Below are 21,731 nucleotides of genomic sequence, written 5' to 3' on the forward strand. Positions count from 1 at the left end.
CAGGAAGTAAGTGTTTTGGTAGCTTTTAGTCTACTAAGTCCGTAAAGAATTTTTCCAGATCTTGGCGGGCATAGTAGATTTCGTCCACGTCAATATCCGCTTGAACGAGGGCTTTGACAATGACTTTAATATCGTGAGTCTGTCCGAAGATATGGATTTCTCCATCCTTATCGATGACCTTGATACGGTGATGGAGTTGATCCTGGATCAGTTGACTCGCAAGGGCTAGCTGGCTGGTCTTGAGAATGATGTAATCTTCTCCCTGTTCCTCGAATTCGGCCTTGCTAATTTCTTTGATCAGGCGTCCTTGGTCGACAATACCAAAGCGATTGGCAACCAGATAAAGTTCGGACAGGATGTGACTGGAAATAAGGATGGTCATGCCGAGTTCATCATTGAGGCGTTTGATCATCTGACGGAATTCCTTGATCCCGACAGGATCTAGGCCATTGATGGGTTCATCCAAAATGAGGAAGTCGGGTTTGGCAATGAGCGCAATCGCAATTCCCAACCGTTGTTTCATCCCGAGTGAAAAATCGCGGAATTTCTTCTTACCCGTATTATTCAGGCCAACATAGTTCAAGGTTTCTTTGATGACCTGGTCGGGATTGGGGATATGGCGAGCCTTGCAATAGTAGACTAAGTTTTGGTAGGCGGTCATATGCTTGTGAGCCACAGGACTTTCAATGACAGATCCGACCCGTTTCAGGGCTTGTGTCCACTGGGAGCGATTTTTAGAAGCAAAGAGGGAGACGCTTCCGTCAGTTTCTTGAATCAGCTGGGTGATGACCTTGATGAGGGTGGTTTTCCCTGCCCCGTTCTTACCGATCAGGCCGTAGACGTCGCCTTTGCGAATAGTGAGATTCACATCATTTAAGGCGTATTGATGACCGAATTTTTTACTCAAATGGGAAATTTCTAATACTTTTTCCATGGTTTTCTCCTTCGTCCAAATGACTAGTTGTTTTCTTTACACTCTTAGTATACAGCTTGCTTTTCAAATAACTATCAAGCAATTCTAAAATATTTCTAAAAAAAAAGACTAACCTTTTAAAAGTTAGCCGTGACTTTAAGAATAAATTTTCTTAGAGGCTTTCCTTAGGTGAGTATGGACGTCAGCGAACTTCGAAGAAGTTCCATGACTTAGTTTTGGACCTAAGGTTCCAAAACTCCCGAGTGCCTGAAACAATTGTGTTTCAGGCACTTTTCTCACGGCGGAAAGCCTCTAGATATTCATGCATAACTTAAAAATATAAACATTTCTTGATTTTTAAGTTATGTAACATGAAAAAATACGTTATCTACATTAAGAGGAACAGTTTTTTAAGCTAGCCTCCTCATTTTAAAACCTAGCGACAAACTCTTTGATAGCTTCTGCCAGTTCATGGGGTTTCTGAGTATTGAGTAGATGGCCTCCGTCTGCGATTTCTAGATAGTGACCTTTAGGCAGGAGATTTGCCAACTTTTTAGAAGAAGCCTGATTGGCCCCATCCTTGCTGCCACAAATCACTAAGCTAGGAAGAGGGCAGGTTTTAGCGGTATCGGTTAGATTGAGACATTTTAATTCGGTAAAGATTTGCAACATGTGCTGTTTATTGGCACCCTGCTTTTCAAAGACACGCTTGGGAATCATACGAAATAGGAGAATTTGGAGCCTATAGAGGAGATTGGTGCTGAGTTTGTATTGCGTCCCTGAAAGCACCAAGCCCTTGAGTTGTGGCAAGTCTTGGCTGGAGAGTTCGAGAGCGAGAACGCCTCCCAGTGAGAGTCCGACCAGAATAAAGGGTTCGCTTTCTTGTTGGAGGTACTCCGTCAATCTTTCTTTGGCCTCCTGGTAGCTTTCGCTTGGATGTGAGAAAATAGCGAAAGATTCAGATTGCAAGGGGGAAAGTGCATCTTGGACCCCTTTCCAAGAGTGGGCATCCTGGCCTAGGCCATGTAAAAAAATAAGTTTCATTCTGACTCCTCTCTAGTGAAATCGAGTGGATAGAGGCCACGCAGGGCATTGCAGGCATAGACTTGGTCAGCAACTTCTAAATCCTTCAGCGTTAACAGTTTTTCCTCTACTTGTCCAGTTTCTAAGAGATGGCGGCGGTAAATCCCGTCGAGTAGAGGAAGGTGAGCTGGAGGCGTGTAGCGCTGGCCGTCAATTTCTAGGATGAGATTTCCGATGGTTGTCTCTAGCAAGGTCCCGTCTTCTAAATAGTAGATCTGCTCGTGATCTGACTGGCTGAGATGGTCTCTCTGACTCGTTTTGAAATAGGTAAAAGGTCGGTCTAATGGAGCAGTTTGTTTTCTTAGTTGAGCCTGTAGATAGCTAGCTGGCAAGTCCTTCAGCTCGGTGATAGCCAGCTGGAAGGACCCGTTTTTTTGCAAGGCAATCCGACAACGATAGTCAAGGTTGGAATCCAAACGAGCAAGCTCTTCTTGAAGTTCTTTCAGGAGTTTTGGCTCATCATAAGGATAGGCAAAGTAGCGGCTGGCCTCTCTCAAACGGGTCAGGTGTTGCTCCAGGAAGGTCAGTTCTCCTTGGTGGATACGACCAGTTGTCAAGAGGTCAAAACGAGGCTCTTGTCGGTAGAGGACAGCAGACTTTTGCTTGGTCTCCTGGTATTCACTTTCCCATTTGCTGTCCCAAGTGATGCCTCCCCCTACGCCATAGATGGCTTGATGCCCTTGCATTTGAAGGGTTCGAATGGCCACATTAAAAATTCGTTTGCCTTTTGGAAGAAGGATACCGATTGTTCCACAGTAGACGCCACGAGGAGCAACCTCTGTCTGTTGAATAATTTCCATAGTGGAAATCTTCGGTGCCCCTGTGATGGAACCGCAAGGAAAGAGGGCCTGGAAGGTTTGGACAAGGTCGACTTCGGGGCGTAAGCGACTTTCAATGGTCGACGTCATCTGCCAAACAGTAGAGTATTGCTCAACCTGGCAGAGATGGGTCACCTGCTCACTTCCAATTTCCGAAATCCGGTTCATGTCATTGCGGAGGAGATCCACAATCATCATGTTTTCTGCTCGATTTTTGGGATCGGCTTCTAGCCAAGCGGCTTCCTTGAGGTCGGCTTGGTTGGTAAGCCCACGACGAGTCGTACCCTTCATAGGGCGCGTGGTCAGTAGCCTGTCATCTTGTTCAAAAAAGAGCTCAGGACTAATAGAGAGGATGGCCACATCATCGTGCTGGATGAAGGCATTGTAATGGGCCCTCTGTTCTACCACCAAGCGATTGTAGATGGCCAAAGGGTCAGCTTTTAGCTCTTGAGAAAGCTGGACGGTGTAGTTGACCTGGTAGGTATCCCCTTGGCGGATATGGTGATGGATGGTCTCGATGGCTTTTTTATAAGCAGGCGCCTCTACCTCTTCCTGCCAATTAGCTGGAAGATTCACTGCTTCATAGTCCTCTGGGAAAGGAAGGGTCTCGACTTTCTCGTGGATGGTGAAATAGAGGAGATACTCTCCCATGAGAAGTGCTGGGTGAACGGCTAATTTTTTCTCAAAAGCAGGAGCGGCTTCATAGCTGACATAGCCTACGGCATAAAAACCAGCCTCCTGATAGGCTTCCACCTCTCTCAGAAGAGTCTCTACTTGGCCGAGGTCTCTTGTTTTTAATTCCTTTAGGGGCTTGGTGAAAATGTGTCGCAATCCAAGCTCTTTAAAATCAATAATTGTTTGTTTATGCATGCTTTGAGTATATCAAAAATAGAGGAAAAAAGGTAGATAAGGAGGCAAGGATTCCTTGCTTGGTCCTCTCTTTCATGCTAAAATAACCATAGAATCTGCATTTGGCGAAGGAGTAGGACCATGAAAAAGAATTCCCTCTATAACACTTCCAGTATTAGTCTTTTTCAATACCTCTTTGCGATTGCAGTGATTTTGGTGCATAGTGGTCGCTTAACTTCCTATGAGCCGGTGCATTTTGGTCTCAAGAGTATCCTTGGACGGCTAGCGGTGCCATTTTTTATCGTCTGTGCCAGCTTTTTCCTCAAGCCATCACTAAGAGATGCAAGGAATATAAAGGCCTATCTAGTCAAAATCGTAAAAACCTATTTATTTTGGAGTTGTGTCTATCTTCCCTATGCCTGGGTCTTTTTTTCTAGTCTCCATCTCCCTGTCTATCTCTTTCCAGCAGGCGTTCTGATTGCTCTTCTCTATCTGGGAATGTGCTACCAACTCTGGTATATCCCAGCCTTTTTGCTGGGCTTGTTTTTGGTCAATCAATTAGTCAAACGCCTAGGTATGGTTTGGACGGGGGTGATCACCTTTCTTCTGTACTGCTGGGGTTTGATCGAGACCTATTCAGCTTATCTGGACACCACGAGTCTTCTCAAGGGATACCAGCTCTACAGCAATTTATTTTTCACAGCGCGAAATGGTCTCTTTTACACGCCTGTTTTTATCTATATGGGTTACTATCTGTATGATCATTTTTATGATCAAACCTTTAGGGTTCACCGTTGGAAAAAAGTGGCCCTTGCCTTTGGACTCTTCTGTTTAGAAGGCCTCTTCATTTTTCAACATGAAGGAATCGATAAGAACTTTTTCTTGCTCCTTCCCTTTGTGACGGTCTATTTGGTTAATGCTTGCCTGCGATCGTCCTTTTTGAAAAGCTATGATTTGCAGTACTTAAAGAAGATGAGCATGGCGCTATATTTTTCGCATCCGATCTTTATCGAATGGGCTCGCTATGGCTTTAGCAATGTCCCGCTTTCTTATCCAGACAGGGGCAAGTTGATTTTTGTGACGGCCTTGTTTGGTAGTCATCTCTTTGGATTGGCCATGCTCTCTTATCACAATTGGCAAAAAGAAAAGAAAAACAGAAGTCTTGAAAAAGAAAGTCTCTAAAGAGACTTTCTTTTCTATTTTAAGTGAGACTGATAGGTCAGCTGAGGGTTGCAATTCTTTTCTAGTTTGGTTATGATGTAAGGGATTACAAATAAAGTCAAAAAGGAGAAGCGCATGAAGAAAAAATGGTGGCATGATGCCGTGATTTATCAAATCTATCCCAAGAGTTTTTTAGATAGCAATGGAGATGGAATCGGTGACCTCAAGGGGATCATCAGTAAACTGGATTATTTGGAGAAGTTAGGCATTACGGCTATTTGGCTGTCTCCTGTCTACCAAAGCCCTATGGATGATAATGGCTACGATATATCTGATTATGAGGCTATTGCTTCCATCTTTGGCACCATGGAAGATATGGAAACATTGATTGCGGAGGGGCAAAAGCGCGGTATTAAGATGATCATGGATTTGGTGGTCAACCATACATCTGATGAGCATGCTTGGTTTATCGAAGCCAAGGAAAGTCCAAACAGTCCAGAGCGGGACTACTATATTTGGAGGGACCAACCCAATGATCTTGTCTCTACCTTCAGTGGTTCAGCTTGGGAATTTGATCAGGCTTCCCAGCAATATTATTTGCACTTCTTTAGTAAGAAGCAACCGGACCTGAATTGGGAAAATGAGACCCTTCGGCAGAAGATTTATGACATGATGAACTTTTGGATCAACAAGGGGATCGGTGGTTTTCGAATGGATGTCATCGACATGATTGGGAAAATTCCTGATCAGAAGATCGTAGCCAATGGTCCCATGCTCCACCCTTATCTGAAAGAAATGAATCGAGCGACTTTCGGGGATAAGGATTTGTTAACGGTCGGGGAGACCTGGGGAGCGACACCTGAGATTGCCAAGCAATACTCTGGTCCTGACAATGAGGAATTGTCAATGGTCTTTCAATTTGAACACATCGGGCTTCTCTTCCAAGAGGGGCAGCCCAAATGGCACTATGCGAAGAAGCTCAATGTTCCTAAGTTGAAAGAAATCTTTAACAAGTGGCAGACGGAACTGGGCATGGACGAAGGCTGGAACTCTCTCTTTTGGAACAACCATGACCTCCCTCGGATTGTTTCTGCCTGGGGAGATGACCAAGTCTATCGGGTGAAGTCCGCTAAGGCCCTAGCCATTCTTCTTCATTTGATGAGAGGGACACCTTATATCTACCAGGGGGAAGAAATTGGCATGACCAACTATCCTTTTAAGAGCCTAGACGAAATCGAAGATATTGAGTCTATTAACTACGCCAAGGAAAGCTTAGAAAAGGGAGTGGAGCTAGATACCATTATGGACCAGATCCGACATATTGGCCGGGACAATGCTCGGACTCCGATGCAGTGGTCCAAGCAGCCACAGGCTGGTTTTACAACCGGTCAACCTTGGCTAGCTGCTAATCCAAACTATCAGGAAATCAACGTGGAAGCGGCTTTGGCTGATCCCTCATCCATTTTCTATACCTATCAACAATTGGTTGCCCTCCGTAAGGAGCAAGACTGGTTGATCTCTGCAGACTTTGAGCTAGTGGATACAACTGATCAAGTCTTTGCCTACAAACGAGTAGATGGGGACCGGTGCTACTTGGTCGTGGTCAATTTGTCTAGTCAAGTCCAGAGCTTTGAACTGGAGGAAGACTATCAGGAGATCCTCATTAGCAATACCAATGTAGAGCAGGTCAAACAGACAAAAGTATTGGAACCTTGGGATGCTTTTTGTGTTCAACTAAGGGAAGCTTAAGGGCCTACAAAAAAGAAGCGTATAGCTTTTCAGATTGCATATAAAGTCTTATTTAAAACTTTCCTTAGGTGAGTACGGACGTCAGCGAACTTCGTAGAAGTTCCATGACTAAATCAAGATACAAAGGGCGTCTGCGGATAAAGTCAAAATAGGAAGTTTGACGCAGAATCTTTTGATTCTAGGAAAACTTATCTTTTTGACACAATCCGCAGCCCGTGTTCAATTTGTTTTGAACCCCTTCGCTTATTAATTTCAAAGCTCAGGCTAAAACAGTTTCCCAAACTGTTTTACTCCCAAAACTCCCGAGTGCCTAAAACGCAATTGTTTCAGGCACTTTTCTCACAGCGGAAAGTTTTAGATCTGCTTGAATGACTAAAAAAGAAACCAATTTTTTTGAAAAATAAATTAGCTATTTTATGTAAAGAAATGTTTATCTACATTCTAAAAGAAGCAGATAGCTTCTTTTTTTGTTTTAGCGGAGACGAGGACTGTCCAATGGGAGGGGGCTCAGTCTGTCTGGTAGAAACCTTATAGTTATTTTTTATAAGAACTATTAGTTCTGGTCAATGACAAGTGGCGGAAACCCTTGATCTATAAGGTTATAGCTTCTGGCTATACCATAAACCATTGAAAAGCAATTATACAGAAGGGGCTTCTTCTGATAAGATAGACTTAACTTGAATTTTTGGAGGACAAAACATGTCAACTACAATCATCGGATTCCCTCGTTTGGGTGAATTCCGCGAACTAAAATTTACAACTGAGAAATATTTTAGAAACGAAATTACAGCTGAAGATTTGTTGGATGCTGCAAAAGAATTGCGTGCCAAACACTGGAACATTGTCAAAGAAAAAGGCATTACTGAAATCCCATCAAATGACTTTTCACATTATGACAACTTCCTAGATGCTGCTTTCCTCTTCAACGTGGTTCCTGCATCTGTTCAAAACTTGGACTTGTCTGACCTTGAACGCTACTTTGCTTTGGCGCGTGGTTACCAAGGTGAAAAAGGGGATGTGCGTGCTCTTCCAATGAAGAAATGGTTCAACACCAACTACCACTACATCGTTCCAAAATTTGAAAAAACAACAGAAGTTAAATTGGCTGGTCACAAGATTTTTGATGAGTACCAAGAAGCCAAAGAATTGGGTCTCGATACTCGTCCGGTTGTGGTTGGGCCATTCACTTTCCTTCAATTATCAGACTTCGAAGAAGGCGTGAAAGCTGAAGACTTCGTGGATAGCTTAGTAGCTGCTTACCAAGATGTTTTTGCTAAATTGGCAGAGCTTGGTGCAACTCGTATTCAATTGGACGAAGCTGCTCTTGTTAAAGATTTGTCAGCTGAAGAAAAAGCTCTCTTCTTGAACCTCTACAACAAACTCTTGGCTGACAAGAAAGGTCTTGAGGTCTTGATCCAAACTTACTTTGGTGATGTACGTGACATCTACGCTGACCTTGTGAACTTGCCAGTAGATGCGATTGGTTTGGACTTCGTTGAAGGGAAGAAAACTCTTGAACTCGTTAAAGGTGGCTTCCCAGCTGACAAGACTCTTTATGCAGGGATTGTCAATGGTAAGAACATCTGGCGTAACAACTACGAAGCAAGCTTGGAAATCTTGAAACAAGTACCAGCTGAAAACATTGTTTTGACAACTTCTTGCTCACTGCTTCATGTGCCATTTACAACAGCTAATGAAGACTTTGAGCCAGCTATCTTGAATCACTTTGCTTTTGCTGTTGAAAAATTGGAAGAACTTCGTGACTTGGATGCTATCCGCAATGGTCAAGGTGAAGAAGCTCTTGCAGCAAACAAAGAACTCTTTGCGACAGAACGTGTCGGAGCAAATGCAGAACTTCGTGCACGTATTGCTGGATTGACAGAAGCAGACTACACTCGTTTGCCAGTCTTCGCTGAACGTGAAGCAATCCAAGAAGAAGCATTCAAACTTCCAGCCCTTCCAACAACAACCATCGGATCCTTCCCTCAAACGAAGGAAGTTCGTGCGAAGCGTTTGGCCTTCCGTAAGGGTGAATTGTCACAAGAAGAATACGATGCCTTCCTTGCTGAAACCATCGACGAATGGATTAAATGGCAAGAAGAAGTTGGATTTGACGTGCTTGTACACGGTGAATTCGAGCGTAATGACATGGTTGAGTACTTCGGTCAAAACTTGTCAGGTTACCTCTTCTCTAAGAATGGTTGGGTACAATCATACGGTATGCGCGGGGTTAAACCACCAATCATCTGGGGTGATGTGACTCGTCTCAACCCAATCACTGTCAAATGGTCTAGCTACGCACAAAGCCGTACGGACAAACCTGTTAAAGGTATGTTGACTGGACCTGTTACCATCCTTAACTGGTCATTCCCACGTGAAGACATCTCTATCAAGGATTCTACTCTTCAAATCGCTCTTGCCATCAAGGATGAAGTTCTTGACCTTGAAGCTGCAGGCGTGAAGATTATCCAAATCGACGAGGCTGCTCTTCGTGAGAAATTGCCACTCCGTCGTAGTGACTGGTACGAAGACTACCTTGACTGGGCTATTCCAGCCTTCCGTTTGGTACATTCAACAGTAGCGCCAGACACACAAATCCACACGCACATGTGTTATTCAGAATTTACAGATATCATCCCAGCGATCGACAACATGGATGCAGACGTCATCTCATTTGAGGCAAGCCGTTCAAACCTTGAAATCTTGGACGAACTCAAAGCGAAAAACTTCCAAACAGAAGTTGGACCTGGGGTTTACGATATCCACTCACCTCGTGTGCCTAACGAAGGCGAAATCGATCACACTATCGAAGCTATCCTTGCTAAAGTACCAAGCAGAAAAGTTTGGATCAACCCTGACTGTGGTTTGAAAACACGTGGAATTAAAGAAACAAAAGAAAGCTTAATCCGTCTTGTAGAAGCGGCAAAAGCTGCTCGTAAAGCGCTATAAAGCAAGTAGAAATTCCTAAGCTTGCTCGATAGTAAAAAAAGATTGCTCAATCAAGAAAGGAATACATTTGATGACTAAGCAAACACCGTCGCTCTCCTTTGAGGTTTTCCCTCCAAATCCTGAAGTAGGCAATGCCAAGCTCTTACGTGCCTTGGAAAATATGCAGGAATTAGCTCCACACTTTATCAGTGTGACAGCTAGCAATAATAAATACAATATCAAAGAGACGACGGTTGCTTTAGCCAATCATATTCAGAATGAATTGTCTATTCCGACCATTGCCCACTTACCTGCCATCTATCTAAGCAAGGAAAAAGTAGCAGATACCCTTCATGAATTAGATCAAGTAGGGGTTCATCGGATCTTGGCCCTTCGTGGTGATATTATTCCTGGTATTGAGCCTTTAAAAGACTTTCGTTATGCAACGGACTTGATTGAATTTATTAAAACAGAAGCTCCTCACTTTGATGTGATCGGTGCTTGTTACCCAGAAGGTCACCCCGATTCGCCAAACCAAATTTCAGATATTCAAAATCTGAAAAAGAAAGTGGATGCTGGATGTTCGAGCCTAGTGACTCAGCTTTTCTTTGACAATGAGCGTTTCTACGATTTTCAAGATAAGTGTACCTTGGCGGGAATTGATGTTCCCATTCATGCAGGGGTGATGCCAATTCTTAACAGAAACCAGGCCCTTCGCTTGTTGAAGACTTGTGAAAATGTTCATATCCCACGGAAGTTCAAAGCCATCCTGGATAAGTATGAACATGATCCAGAATCCCTTCGTGCGGCTGGTTTGGCCTATGCGGTGGATCAAATCGTTGATTTGGTCACACAAGATGTTGCCGGTGTCCATCTCTACACCATGAACAATGAAGATGTAGCCTATCATGTCCACCATGCAACAAAAGCTTTATTTGAACACCAACCAAACTTGGAAGTGATTTAATCAACAGTCTAAGTAGGAATTGTAGAGATTGAGAAAAATTTTTCTCAGTCTCTTTTTTACTTGGGCCAATCGCTTGCTAAATGACAACTTTTTTTTTATAGTATTAATATGAAGATTTTGGAGGCGCTTGCAATGAAGAGAGAACTCACGTTGAAGTTATTTGGACCCCCTAAGGTTGTTTTCCAACGGAAAGACATCCGTTTTTCCTTCTCGAAGATGGAGGCTTTATTTTATTACTTAGCTGTATCGGGTGAGGTTAACCGTGATGAAATTGCGGGTATTCTCTGGGGGGATAAGGAAAACCAAGTCGCTCGGAAAAATCTACGGAATACTGTTTACCAAGCTAATAAAATCTTTGAAGGAGATGTCATTGTTTCTCCAAGTAGGAGCAGTCTGGCCCTTAATCCTGAGCTGAATCTTTCTTTGGATGTTCAGCTTTTTGAAAGGGATCCCATAAGCAATTTACATCTTTATCAGGGAGATTTTCTAGAAGGCTTCTATGTCAAGGATGATGAGGACTTTGACCAGTGGGCTTCGCGCAAACGGAGCGCTTATAAGCAACTCTATATTGAAAGCTGTTATCAAAAGATTGACAAGGAGGGGCTGGGAGACCCTGGTATAGAGTCCTTACTCCACCATTTAGTAGAGCTGGATGAATTTGAAGAAAAGAACTACCAACTCTTGATGGAGTATTATAGAGTCCATCACCAGCTGGGGAAATTTTTTGAGACCTATTACAAGTTGGTTGATTTATTGGATCGTGAGCTGAATGTTCGTCCCAGTCGAGCGATAGAAGAACTGTATCATTCTGTTTTGGAAGCTAAACGTACCCATAAACAGAGCAATCGTATGAATGTCCGAGAACTCCCTTTCTTTGGTCGCAAACAAGAACTGTCCCAACTGGAAGAATACCTCTCCTTGGTAGAGAAGGGGGAAGCGGTTGGCCCTCTCTTGGTCATGGGGCGATCGGGAACAGGCAAGAAACGTTTGATGCGTCAATTGGTCTTGATGTCCAATCGCAGTTTTAGCTTTGTCAAGGTGGAAGGCAAAGTCGGTAGCCGCAAAGAAGAAGGAGGAATCTGGGGTGACCTCAAAGCTTCCCTAGAGAAAGTGAGTGGGGACTTGGAAGTTCCTCCTCTAGGAAAAGTGGACGATCTCCCTGCTGTCCGGAAGCACCTTCAAAGACTTAGCCAAGAAAAACCTCTCTTGATTCTTCTTGAAAATGCCCAGTGGATGGATGAGGCCTCATTCGACAAAGTGAAGCAATTAGAGGAGAAAAGTAGCGGGGAAAAGTGGCAACTGATTGTTACAGCAGAAGGGCCCTTGCCGGAATTCTTGCTCACCTTCTTTGGGAGTTTAAAAGTCGAGAGACGGTTGTCCCAGCTAGAGTTGACCAATTTTGATCCGAGTGAAAGTCGATTACTCTTGCAAGGCCAACTGGGGCAGATAGAACCAGCCCTGATCGAGCAGATGATGGAGTGGAGTGAAGGTAGTCCCTTCTTGCTGTCCAGCTATATAGAAGAGTGGAAAGAGAAGGAAAGTTTAGAGCCCTTACCAGATATTATTCAAGCCTGTCTGTCTCAAGAGCTGGGTGACTTGAGCAGTGAGGAGGAGTCCCTTCTTCATTATTTGTCTTGTTTTCATAAGCCGATATCCATGTCTATCTTGGCCGATTTGACAGCTACAGATCTTTCTGTTTTAACTGCATTATTAGATCCTTTAGCTCAAAGAGGAATCATCTCAATAGTGGAGGAAGGGGAGGATCTCTTGGTCCAATTTTGCAAGCAGTTGGTAGCCATGTACTTCTACCAACTCCTGTCACCAGCCAGACGGCGTCTCTTCCACCAACAAATCGCGCAAAAACTGGAAGAAACCTTAGAAGATTCGACAGACCTGCTCTTCTATAAGGAAATTGCTTACCAATACAAGCAGTCCCAAAATCTCTTGCGTTCCCTATCCTTTGAGCTGACCTACTTAGAAGAAATCCTCCAGTTGGAACATGAACTATTCCCAATATACTCCAAGGGAGAAGAGGGAGTAGTATCAGATGGTGAAAATAGCCATTTGGACATTTTTGGGGAGCTCTCTCGTCTTCGTCGAGAACTGGATCAGCTTTTTTCACGACACCAAAAGGATAGAGACTACAAGTATTTGCAACTGCGCTACTTGTATCTAGAGGGGCGCTACTTCATTCGAAGCGGTGAGTACCAAAAGGGAATTCATGATATTCAAAAGGTCATCTCCTATGCGCGGGAACTCAAACGGCTCGACTTCCTTTTAGAAGGTTACCGGCAAATCATTTATTATTGCATTCAAACAGAAAATATTTCTGAAATGGCCTATTACACAGATTTGGCTTTAGAAGATGCGATTCAGGCCAACAACCATGAAGCGATTGCGATTCAGTTACGCTTGAAGGGTTTGTACCATTTGATGGTAGGGGATGAGGAGCAGGCGACCCGCCACCTCTATCGCTCCATTGATTGCTTTAGTCTGACCAATAGCATGCAGGCCAAGTATGCCATTCAAATTGCAGCATCTTTAGCCTACCTGGCTGAAATAGAGCAAGTGAGAGGGCATTTTCAAGTAGCTGTCACCCATTTGGAAGAGGTCCTACGCTTGGTGGGAGATCAATCTGTTGATTCAGTCCGAGTGGTGTTTGAAATTGATCTTGGGATTGCCTACTATTGGAAGGGAGATTTGGTCCAAGCCCGCTTCTATTTTGACAGGGCTCAAAAGGTTTTGTCCGGCGTTCGCTTCCCTTGGAAGGAAGAATTGCTCGGATTTTATCAATCCTTAATTGCCTGTCATTTCGGAGAGCAAGAGAAGGTGGCAACTTACCTATCTCGTAAAGAAGGAGCCATGAAGCAAACGACGAATGCACGAGACAAGGGGATGGTGTATTATCTCTTGGCCTTCTTGGCGGCCCAGAAGGAGCAAGGAGAGCAACTGAATCCTGCTTTGAGTGCTTTCTTGAAAGAAGATAAGGACTACTACAAGAAACTGGCAGAGCAACACCTGACTCCGTATAGAGACCGTCCCTTCCTCAAGAGATTAAAAAATCTCTAGTGTAGCTCATCAAATGTTATGAAGGAAGAATAAAAAAAGGCTTATCAACACCCAAGGGATGGATGTTGATAAGCCTTTTGTATGTTAGAGAGGTTTTGTATCTTATTTTTGTTGAGACAAGATTTGGGTCAAGTAAAAGATAAAGGTTGCAGCAAGGTTGGAGGTATGGTTGTCAATATCATGAGGAGGAGAAACCTCCACAATATCAAAGCCAATCAGTTTGCCACTAGCTGCAATGTGTTGGAGCAACATCAGGGCTAGTTTTGGATCCACACCAAGTGACTGGATGGCACTGACGCCAGGGGCAGAACCAACGGCAAAGCAATCCATATCGATAGAGAGGTAAACCGCTGTCTGTTTTTCTAAGAATTGATCAATCCGATTAAGAATGGCCTGGTGGCTCATCCGGAAGAGATCTTGTCCTGTTAAGAAATCAATGCTTGGTGTTTTTGCCACATAGTTGAATAGGAACAAATTGTTGCTGTGTTCCTGGATGCCCAAGATAAAGTAAGGGAAATCTTTGCTCTCTTCTTTTGCGTGGTCTGCCATTTGGCGAAATCCTGTTCCAGAGTTGGGACCAGTTTGGTCGTAAGGACGCAGGTCAAAGTGAGCATCTAGGTTGATGACAGCCAATTGTTCATCTGGTTGCAAGGAGGATTTGAGGCCCAGATAGTGACCATAAGCCGTTTCGTGCCCTCCACCGAGGACGATTGGTTGAATATTTAGCTCCAACATCCGTTTGACAGTTAGAGAGAGGCTCTCTTGCAAATCTTCAAGAGAACGATTGGGGCCATCGATATTTCCGACATCAAAAACCGTAACATTGGTGCCCCAGTGCCAAGGAAGTTTGGCGAGTTGGGTGCGAATAGCATTAGGACTTTCGACAGCACCGACGCGACCGTTATTGATATAGACTCCTTTATCGCTTTTAAAACCTAGGATTCCAAAGGTGACTTCTTCAAAAGGAGTCAAGGTTTCATCATTTAAATCCAAAAACTTCGTCAGCATTCCCCATTTGGCTGTATAAGGATTGTCCTCAATACTGCCTTGGTAATAACTGTAAGTCATTGGGTAATAATCTCTAAGCACGTTACATGCCTCCGTTTGTTTGTATTTGGCTAGAAAGGGAAAGGCTGAGAAATTTTCTCAGCCTTTTTCTGCTGTATCCTTACTGTATCAGTATTGAATGCTTAAGTCAACTACTTTTTCGATGGTTGCTAAGAATTCTTCACTTTCGACAACGGCAGATGCTTTATTGAGTTCTTCGAAGATTTCGATATCCTTGTCAAATTCAATGAAGGCCACCTTGCTGCGAATCATGTCATAGGCTGGTTTTGTACCTTTACCAAGTTCATGATTTTCTGGTTTGAGATCCAAAGCTTGGCAGGCTGCCATAATTTCAGTCGCAACGATGCGGCGTGAATTCTTGAGGATTTCAGCTGCTTTACGAGCGGCAGTAGTTCCCATGCTGACGAAGTCTTCTTGGTTTTCACATGATGGGATTGAGTCTACGCTTGCTGGGTGAGACAAGATTTTGTTTTCGGATGCAAGGGAGGCACAAGCATACTGGGTAATCATGAAGCCTGAATTGAGACCAGGGTGTTTGACCAAGAAGGATGGCAATTTACTGAGCTGGCTGTTGACCAAGCGTTCCACCCGACGTTCAGATACGTTACCGATTTCAGAAAGGGCGATACCTAAGAAATCGAATGGTTGAGCCATTGGTTCACCGTGGAAGTTACCTCCGGAGATGACGTGGCCTTCTTTGGTAATGATTGGGTTATCTGTTACAGAGTTGATTTCAATTTCAACTTTTGTTTTCACGTAAGCAATAGAGTCCTTGCTGGCTCCATGGATTTGAGGGATACAACGGAGTGTATAAGGATCTTGTACCCGTTGTTGGGTTGCTACCGTTGTGTTCTTGCTTCCTTCAAGGAGATTACGGATATTGCGAGCAGTTGCCAATTGTCCACTTTGAGGACGGATGGTATGAAGGTCTTCTTCAAATGGGCTGGTAATACCATTGTGGACCTCCATTGAAAGAGCACCGGCAATGTCAGATAGTTTGAGCAATTGGATACCATCATAGGTTGCAAGAGCGCCGATACCGGTTAGGACAGTCGTACCATTGATCAAGGCAAGTCCTTCTTTGGCAGCCAATTGGATCTTTTCAATACCAGCTTGGTCGAGAGCTTCTTGACCGCTCAAGAGTTGACCTTTGTAGTAGGCATGTCCAAGACCTAGCATTGGTAAAACCATATGGGCAAGTGGTGCTAAGTCTCCAGAAGCTCCAAGAGAGCCTTTTTCAGGGATATAAGGAGTCACTCCTTTGTTAAGCAATTCTAACAGTTTTTCAACGGTTGACAGACGAATGCCAGAATAGCCTTTTAAGAGCGAGTTGATCCGGATGAGCATGATGGCACGAACAGCATCTTCTGGAAGTGGATCACCAAAACCAGATGCGTGAGTACGGATCAAGTTTTCTTGCAGTTGGACAGTATCTTCTGGAGAAATGCTGACATTACAGAGGGAGCCAAATCCAGTGGTTACACCATAGACGACTCGTTTTTCACGGACGATATCATCAACAATTTTACGAGATGCAATGACAGCTTCTTTTGCCGCTTCATCTAACTCACTTTGGGCACCGTGCCGAGCAACGGCGATGACTTCTTCCAGTGTTAAGCTGTTACCATCTAAATGAATCAATTGAGTCATATAAAACCTCCGATTATGAATTGTTCTGTAGAAGTAGATGTGTTTACTTCAGTTTGAATACCAAACGTGAGCCCATTGTCTATTGCTCTTAGGAAGATTGAAAGAAGTCTTAGAGAAAAGAGCTCAGGTTTGATATTCGTGGATTCTTAGATGGGCTAGGGAGCAAAGGAATGCTTTACTCCCGCTAAAGTTCCCATCTAGTGTGTAAATAAAATTAGTGAGGATTACTTTGTTTTTTAGGTAGTTTGTCACCGTGGAAGACATAGTAAAGTCCACTAGCAATTACTAGACCGATAGCTCCCCAAACAAAGTTCATCATGTTGTCCCCTGCAATCATCAAGATACTGATCACAACAGCTAGAACTGGGATAACAGGACCAAATGGTACTCGGAAGGTAACCTTTTTGTCTGGGTACATTTTTCTAAGTTTGATGGCTGCCAAAGCAGTTGGAATATATTGGAAGAAACGGAAGACAACACTAAAGGTTGCTAATGATTCGAAAGATCCAGATAACAAGAGTAAGAATGCAAAGGCACCGGAAATGATAATGGCTACGACTGGAGCATTCTTAGAGTTTGTTTTTCCAAGACCGGCTGGCAAGAGTTTTTCGTCTGCTAGGGCAGCACCGAAACGAGGAACCATGATGGATTCACCAATGTTTAGACCGGCGATTGAAATGAGGGCACCGTAAGAAACGAGAGGAGCTCCGATAGGGCCAATCATTTCAACAAATGCGTCTTGTACCGGTGCATTTGTTTGCATGATATGACCACCAAGCATGGCGATTGTTCCAGCAATGATCAACATGTAGAGGACAGATACGATACTGATGGATCCTAAAATAGCACGGGGAACGTTCTTTTCAGGGTTACGCATTTCCCCTGCAACGATGGACATGGTTTCGAATCCGATAAATCCGTAGAAGATGTAGACGGCAGTACTCGAAACAGCACTAAAGAGATTTGAACCGCTTTCCAATTGGAGGAAAGGTGTGAAGTTGCCCTTGCTCACGCCACCAGAAATGAAGAAGATGGCAAAGAGCGAGAAGAGGACAATAGGGATTAATTTTGCAACAGTAGCTGTCAGAGTGAACATCTTAGATGTTTTCAGACCGGCAATGTTCATCAGACTTAAGAGAACCAACATAACGATACTAATCGGTAGGTTATAGCCTTCGAATGCTGGGAAAGTGATGATGAAGATCTTAGCAAAACCGGCCAACATGGCAGCCCAAGCAATAACGGTAACGGCCCAACCGAGAATTCCGACGTTAAAGCCGACGAAGTCTCCGAAAGCTGCTTTTGAGTATTGCATAGCTCCACCGTTTTTGTCGAAGTAGCCAGCCGTTTCAGCCAGACAGGCTGATAGTAGCATGACGAGAACAGCTACCCCGAACATGACAGCTAGAGAAGCTGGTCCTAAACCGGCATAAATTTTTTGAGGTAAGAGGAAGATACCAGATCCGATTACGGCATTGATACCGTATAGAGTGGCACCGCTAAAGCTGAATTTCGCTTTTTCTTGTTCCTCAATCGACTGTTTATGTGCTCCGTTCATAATGTCTCTCCTTTTAAACATTATCTTAGCGCAGTCCAGATAGCAATCGGTTGCTTCCCAGACTGAAGGGGTGAAAACGTAATTGTCATCTCTTGAAGAGGAGATGCTTGTTCGATAAACAGGAGCTCGTGAGTTTTGAGGGAGTAAAGTTGTCCCTTTTTCCATTCAAGTGTTAGTGGACAGAGAGCATAGATCAATTGATAGCGACTCTGGCTCGTGACACTTTCTTTTGGGGATATAGCACTCATATGCCCCTGATAAGAAGGTTTATAGATTAGATTAAAATCTTGACAGGTCCCTTGGCTAGATACGGGATCTCCCCCGTCAAAGAAGTAGCTTTGAAATGGCTTCAAAACAACTTCTTTATGTTGATGGGTGAGTGTAATCGATGAAGTCAGAGGCATCAAGATTCGGTGGTAGCCAGTGAGATCAGTAAAATCACTTTTTTCAACCTCCACCGTTGCAGTAGAGAGGCGAAAGTCAAAGGTCCGATCTGGATAACTTCCCTCTTTTGGAGAGAGGAAGAGTTGGGTGGTTTGACCACCAGACCAAGTAGAAATCTGATAATCTGCGGGGGTGAGATGAAGGATAGTCACCATAGGACGTCCTCTTTCTTAAAAGAGACCAGTAATATTGCCTTGGGCGTCGATATCAATCTTTTCACTGGCTGGAACTTTAGGTAGACCAGGCATGGTCATGATCGTTCCGGTGAGAGCTACGATAAAGCCAGCACCTGCAGCTACCTTAAGATTACTGATTTTGACAGTGAAATCTTTCGGTGCACCCATCTTCTTAGCATCATCGGAGAAGGAGTATTGCGTCTTGGCCATACAGATTGGGTAGTTTGAGAAACCAAGTGCTTCTAATTCTTTTAGTTCACGCTTGGCAGCTGGTGTTAGGCTGATGCCCTTACCACCATAGACTTTTGTGACAATCTTGGTCAATTTCGTTTCAATGCTGTCTTCTTCGTCATAGACATAAGAGAAGTGGTTTTCTTCTTGAGCTAGTTGAATGACTTTTTCAGCCAAGTCACGGCCACCAGCTCCACCATGTGCCCAGACATCCGAAATGACAACATCTACATTGCGTTTTTTACAAGATTCATAGACAGCTTCAAGTTCCGCTTCTGTATCCAGAGGGAATTTGTTAATGGCAACCACTACAGGCAGGCCATAGACTTCTTGGATGTTGGCCAAGTGTTTGTCGAGGTTTGGAAGACCATCGATAACGGCTTGGACATTTTCTGTAGCTAAGTCCGCTTTGGCAACTCCACCATGCATCTTGAGAGCCCGGATGGTTGCGACGAGGACAACCGCAGAAGGTTTGAGTCCTGCCATGCGGCACTTGATGTCGATGAATTTTTCAGCGCCTAAGTCTGCTCCGAAGCCAGCTTCTGTAACAACATAGTCTGCATATTTGAGAGCCAACTTGGTAGCTAACACACTGTTACAGCCATGGGCGATATTGGCAAATGGACCGCCGTGGATGATAGCAGGAGTATGTTCTAATGTTTGTACCAAGTTCGGATGAATGGCATCTTTGAGAACAGCGGCCATAGCACCACCAGCTTTGAGGTCTTTGGCTGTCACCGGCTGTCCTTGGTAGTTGTAACCGATAATGATGCGATCGAGGCGTTCTTTTAAGTCAAGGATATTTTCTGAGAGACAGAGAATAGCCATGATTTCAGACGCTACCGTGATGTCGAAACCATCTTCACGAGGCACTCCGTTTGTTTTTCCTTGAAGGCCATCGACAATATGGCGGAGTTGACGGTCGTTCATGTCGACCACTCGTTTCCAGGTGATGCGACGAGAATCGATGCCCAACTCATTACCGTGGTGAATATGATTGTCAATCAAGGCTGCAAGCAGATTGTTGGCAATCCCAATGGCATGGAAGTCACCTGTAAAGTGAAGGTTGATGTCTTCCATAGGAACCACTTGGGCATAACCACCACCGGCAGCACCACCTTTGATTCCAAAGACAGGGCCAAGAGAAGGTTCACGGAGAGCAATGACGGCATTCTCACCGATAGCAGAGAGGGCATCTACTAGACCAACAGAGGTGGTTGTCTTTCCTTCTCCGGCAGGAGTAGGAGAGATAGCTGTCACGAGGATCAGCTTGCCATCTTCCTTATCCTTTAGTTGTTCCAGTTGATTGCTATCGATTTTTGCCTTGTACTTTCCGTAGAGTGAGATATCTTCTTCGGTTAATCCAAGTTCAGCAGCGATTTCCGTGATGGGCTTCATTTGGACAGAATTGGCAATTTCAATATCCGATAAAACCATAGAATCCCTTCTTTCTTTGTAGGTATTGAAGTTATAAAGTTGATTGATTGGTTTAGGATAGGCTTTCTAAAATGCTTTGGTAAATACCATCTGCAAGCTCAGAACCTCTTTGAAGAAGTTCGAGCCCCTTGACATGGTATTCTTGGACGAAGTCTTGGTCCTTGATTCCTGAAATGTTGATCAGGACATTGAGCCAAGCACCTTGAAGGCCAGCCTTGAGATTGAGAGCAGCCACTCCTAAGTCGCTCGCTGCATTGGTGTTGGACTTACCAACAGCTTCTTTTGTTGTTTCAAGAGCCTCAACGATGAGCTCCATCATAGAGAATGGAGATACGGTCGCATGTTTCAAGGCTTTTTGCATGGCTTCGCGACGAGCGACTTTCTCTTCTTCGGTTTCTTTTGGAAGATCAAAGACTGCTGATACGACGTTGAAAGCTTCTGTATCCTTATCAATAGCTTCTAGTAATTGGTCTTGGAGTTGGGCACTTTTTTCGTGAACCCCTTTGATATGGTCTTCAAATTCAACGTATTTTTTCTTACCAATGGTTAGTTCGCAGACCATTTTGGTAAGGGAAATCCCATTCGCAGCAGAGAGGGCAGCAGCAGAACCACCACCGGGAGCTGGAGCGTCTGAACCAAGAACCTTGGCAAACTCCGTAATACTTAAGTCAACTAGTTTCATAGAACTCCCTTTCTAACCCAACAAGTGATTTTCCAAGACTTGTTTGCTGTAGTCAAAGTCTTCTAATTGCAAGTAGTACTCAGCAGAGTCAATCAAAGCCTTAGCAGGAGCCAGTCCGATGAGTTCTGTTCCGATGATTCGAACTCCGTAGCGTTGTGCTTCGAAACGAACGGTTTCAACGACACGATACAATGGGAATTTTTCCAAGTTGACCATGTTGATAGAAACTTGGGCGATGTTGCGATCTTCTAGCATGACACCGATCGCTTTACAGTATTTGTATCCACCGCTGGATCCACGAATAATTTTCGAAATGTTGTTGGCAATTTCTAGATCATCTGTGTCAAGGTTGACATTGAAGGCAACGAGTGGCATACGGACACCAACAGCCGTAACCCCTGCAGTTGGGTGAATCTTGCGTTCACCATAGTCTGGCTTCCAGTCTTCTTCCAACAATTTTTCTGGCATGCCTTCGAATTGACCTTTACGAACTTTAGCAAGGTTGGTGCGTTCTGGACGAGTTGCGGCATCTTCATAGAGGAAGATTGGAATCCCTAATTCACGATTGATGCGTTCCGCTACTTTATTAGCGATTTCAACACATTCATCCGTTGTGATATCTTTGACCGGAACGAATGGACAAACGTCTGTTGCTCCCATACGAGGGTGTTCGCCTTCGTGTTTGGTCATATCGATGTTTTCAGATGCGTATTTCACCAATTGGAAAGCCACTTCTTGAATGCTTTCTTCATCCCCAACGAGTGTAAAGACGCTACGGTTGTGGCTGGCATCAGACGAGTAGTCTAATAATGTCACACCTGGAATGCTTTTTGCAGTAGCGACTAATCCGTCGATCACAGCTTGATTGCGTCCTTCAGAAAAGTTTGGAATACACTCAACAATTTTTGCCATATGATTACCTCTTTTTATAGGAGAAGTTGGGGGAGG

The 21,731-nt window shown here is 44.1% G+C and carries 15 protein-coding genes; 5 read left to right on the forward strand and 10 right to left on the reverse strand.

What is annotated here, in order from left to right:
• Positions 1 to 25: 25 nt before the first annotated feature.
• From LXO72_RS00110 to pabB, 3 genes are all read right to left on the reverse strand, one after another.
• On the reverse strand, positions 26 to 934 hold the full coding sequence (locus tag LXO72_RS00110; protein WP_154857384.1) for an ABC transporter ATP-binding protein: 909 nt from the start codon (positions 932 to 934) through the stop codon (positions 26 to 28).
• A gap of 408 nt (positions 935 to 1,342) precedes the next feature.
• Entirely contained in the window at positions 1,343 to 1,957 is a 615-nt protein-coding gene (locus tag LXO72_RS00115) for an alpha/beta fold hydrolase (RefSeq protein WP_154857386.1), read from the reverse strand.
• The gene (gene pabB, locus LXO72_RS00120; RefSeq protein WP_233331171.1) at positions 1,954 to 3,684 is read right to left on the reverse strand and encodes an aminodeoxychorismate synthase component I; all 1,731 of its coding nucleotides are present in this window, start codon (positions 3,682 to 3,684) and stop codon (positions 1,954 to 1,956) included. The genes LXO72_RS00115 and pabB overlap by 4 nt, the downstream gene beginning before the upstream one ends.
• A 120-nt stretch (positions 3,685 to 3,804) precedes the next feature.
• On the opposite strand from pabB, the gene LXO72_RS00125 reads away from it, so the two are divergent.
• The 5 genes from LXO72_RS00125 (at position 3,805) to LXO72_RS00145 (ending at position 13,537) form a co-directional block, all read left to right on the forward strand.
• Complete coding sequence (locus tag LXO72_RS00125; RefSeq protein ID WP_233331172.1) at positions 3,805 to 4,845, forward strand: acyltransferase family protein; 1,041 nt, start codon at positions 3,805 to 3,807, stop codon at positions 4,843 to 4,845.
• A 114-nt stretch (positions 4,846 to 4,959) separates the two neighbouring features.
• On the forward strand, positions 4,960 to 6,573 hold the full coding sequence (locus LXO72_RS00130; RefSeq protein WP_233331173.1) for a glycoside hydrolase family 13 protein: 1,614 nt from the start codon (positions 4,960 to 4,962) through the stop codon (positions 6,571 to 6,573).
• A gap of 699 nt (positions 6,574 to 7,272) precedes the next feature.
• On the forward strand, positions 7,273 to 9,522 hold the full coding sequence (gene metE / locus LXO72_RS00135; RefSeq protein WP_233331174.1) for a 5-methyltetrahydropteroyltriglutamate--homocysteine S-methyltransferase: 2,250 nt from the start codon (positions 7,273 to 7,275) through the stop codon (positions 9,520 to 9,522).
• 70 nt (positions 9,523 to 9,592) lie between these two features.
• Positions 9,593 to 10,468, forward strand: coding sequence for a methylenetetrahydrofolate reductase [NAD(P)H] (metF, locus tag LXO72_RS00140; protein WP_125374500.1), 876 nt, complete (start codon positions 9,593 to 9,595; stop codon positions 10,466 to 10,468).
• A 132-nt stretch (positions 10,469 to 10,600) separates the two neighbouring features.
• Complete coding sequence (locus LXO72_RS00145) at positions 10,601 to 13,537, forward strand: AAA family ATPase (RefSeq protein WP_233331175.1); 2,937 nt, start codon at positions 10,601 to 10,603, stop codon at positions 13,535 to 13,537.
• A gap of 102 nt (positions 13,538 to 13,639) precedes the next feature.
• Here the strand turns inward: LXO72_RS00145 and hutG are convergent, their stop codons facing one another.
• From hutG to ftcD, 7 genes are all read right to left on the reverse strand, one after another.
• On the reverse strand, positions 13,640 to 14,626 hold the full coding sequence (gene hutG, locus LXO72_RS00150) for a formimidoylglutamase (RefSeq protein ID WP_233331176.1): 987 nt from the start codon (positions 14,624 to 14,626) through the stop codon (positions 13,640 to 13,642).
• A gap of 87 nt (positions 14,627 to 14,713) precedes the next feature.
• Entirely contained in the window at positions 14,714 to 16,255 is a 1,542-nt protein-coding gene (gene hutH / locus LXO72_RS00155) for a histidine ammonia-lyase (protein WP_233331177.1), read from the reverse strand.
• A gap of 214 nt (positions 16,256 to 16,469) precedes the next feature.
• On the reverse strand, positions 16,470 to 17,813 hold the full coding sequence (locus LXO72_RS00160; protein WP_233331178.1) for an APC family permease: 1,344 nt from the start codon (positions 17,811 to 17,813) through the stop codon (positions 16,470 to 16,472).
• A gap of 20 nt (positions 17,814 to 17,833) precedes the next feature.
• The gene (locus tag LXO72_RS00165) at positions 17,834 to 18,412 is read right to left on the reverse strand and encodes a HutD/Ves family protein (RefSeq protein ID WP_129270067.1); all 579 of its coding nucleotides are present in this window, start codon (positions 18,410 to 18,412) and stop codon (positions 17,834 to 17,836) included.
• Between the two features lie 15 nt (positions 18,413 to 18,427).
• Positions 18,428 to 20,101 (reverse strand): formate--tetrahydrofolate ligase, encoded by a 1,674-nt coding sequence (locus LXO72_RS00170; protein ID WP_233331179.1) that lies wholly within the window; start codon positions 20,099 to 20,101, stop codon positions 18,428 to 18,430.
• Between the two features lie 52 nt (positions 20,102 to 20,153).
• The gene (locus LXO72_RS00175) at positions 20,154 to 20,783 is read right to left on the reverse strand and encodes a cyclodeaminase/cyclohydrolase family protein (RefSeq protein WP_233331180.1); all 630 of its coding nucleotides are present in this window, start codon (positions 20,781 to 20,783) and stop codon (positions 20,154 to 20,156) included.
• Between the two features lie 12 nt (positions 20,784 to 20,795).
• Positions 20,796 to 21,695 (reverse strand): glutamate formimidoyltransferase, encoded by a 900-nt coding sequence (gene ftcD / locus LXO72_RS00180; protein WP_117744647.1) that lies wholly within the window; start codon positions 21,693 to 21,695, stop codon positions 20,796 to 20,798.
• Positions 21,696 to 21,731: the final 36 nt, after the last annotated feature.

Source organism: Streptococcus sp. XMC (assembly GCF_021341835.1).
GTDB lineage: Bacteria > Bacillota > Bacilli > Lactobacillales > Streptococcaceae > Streptococcus.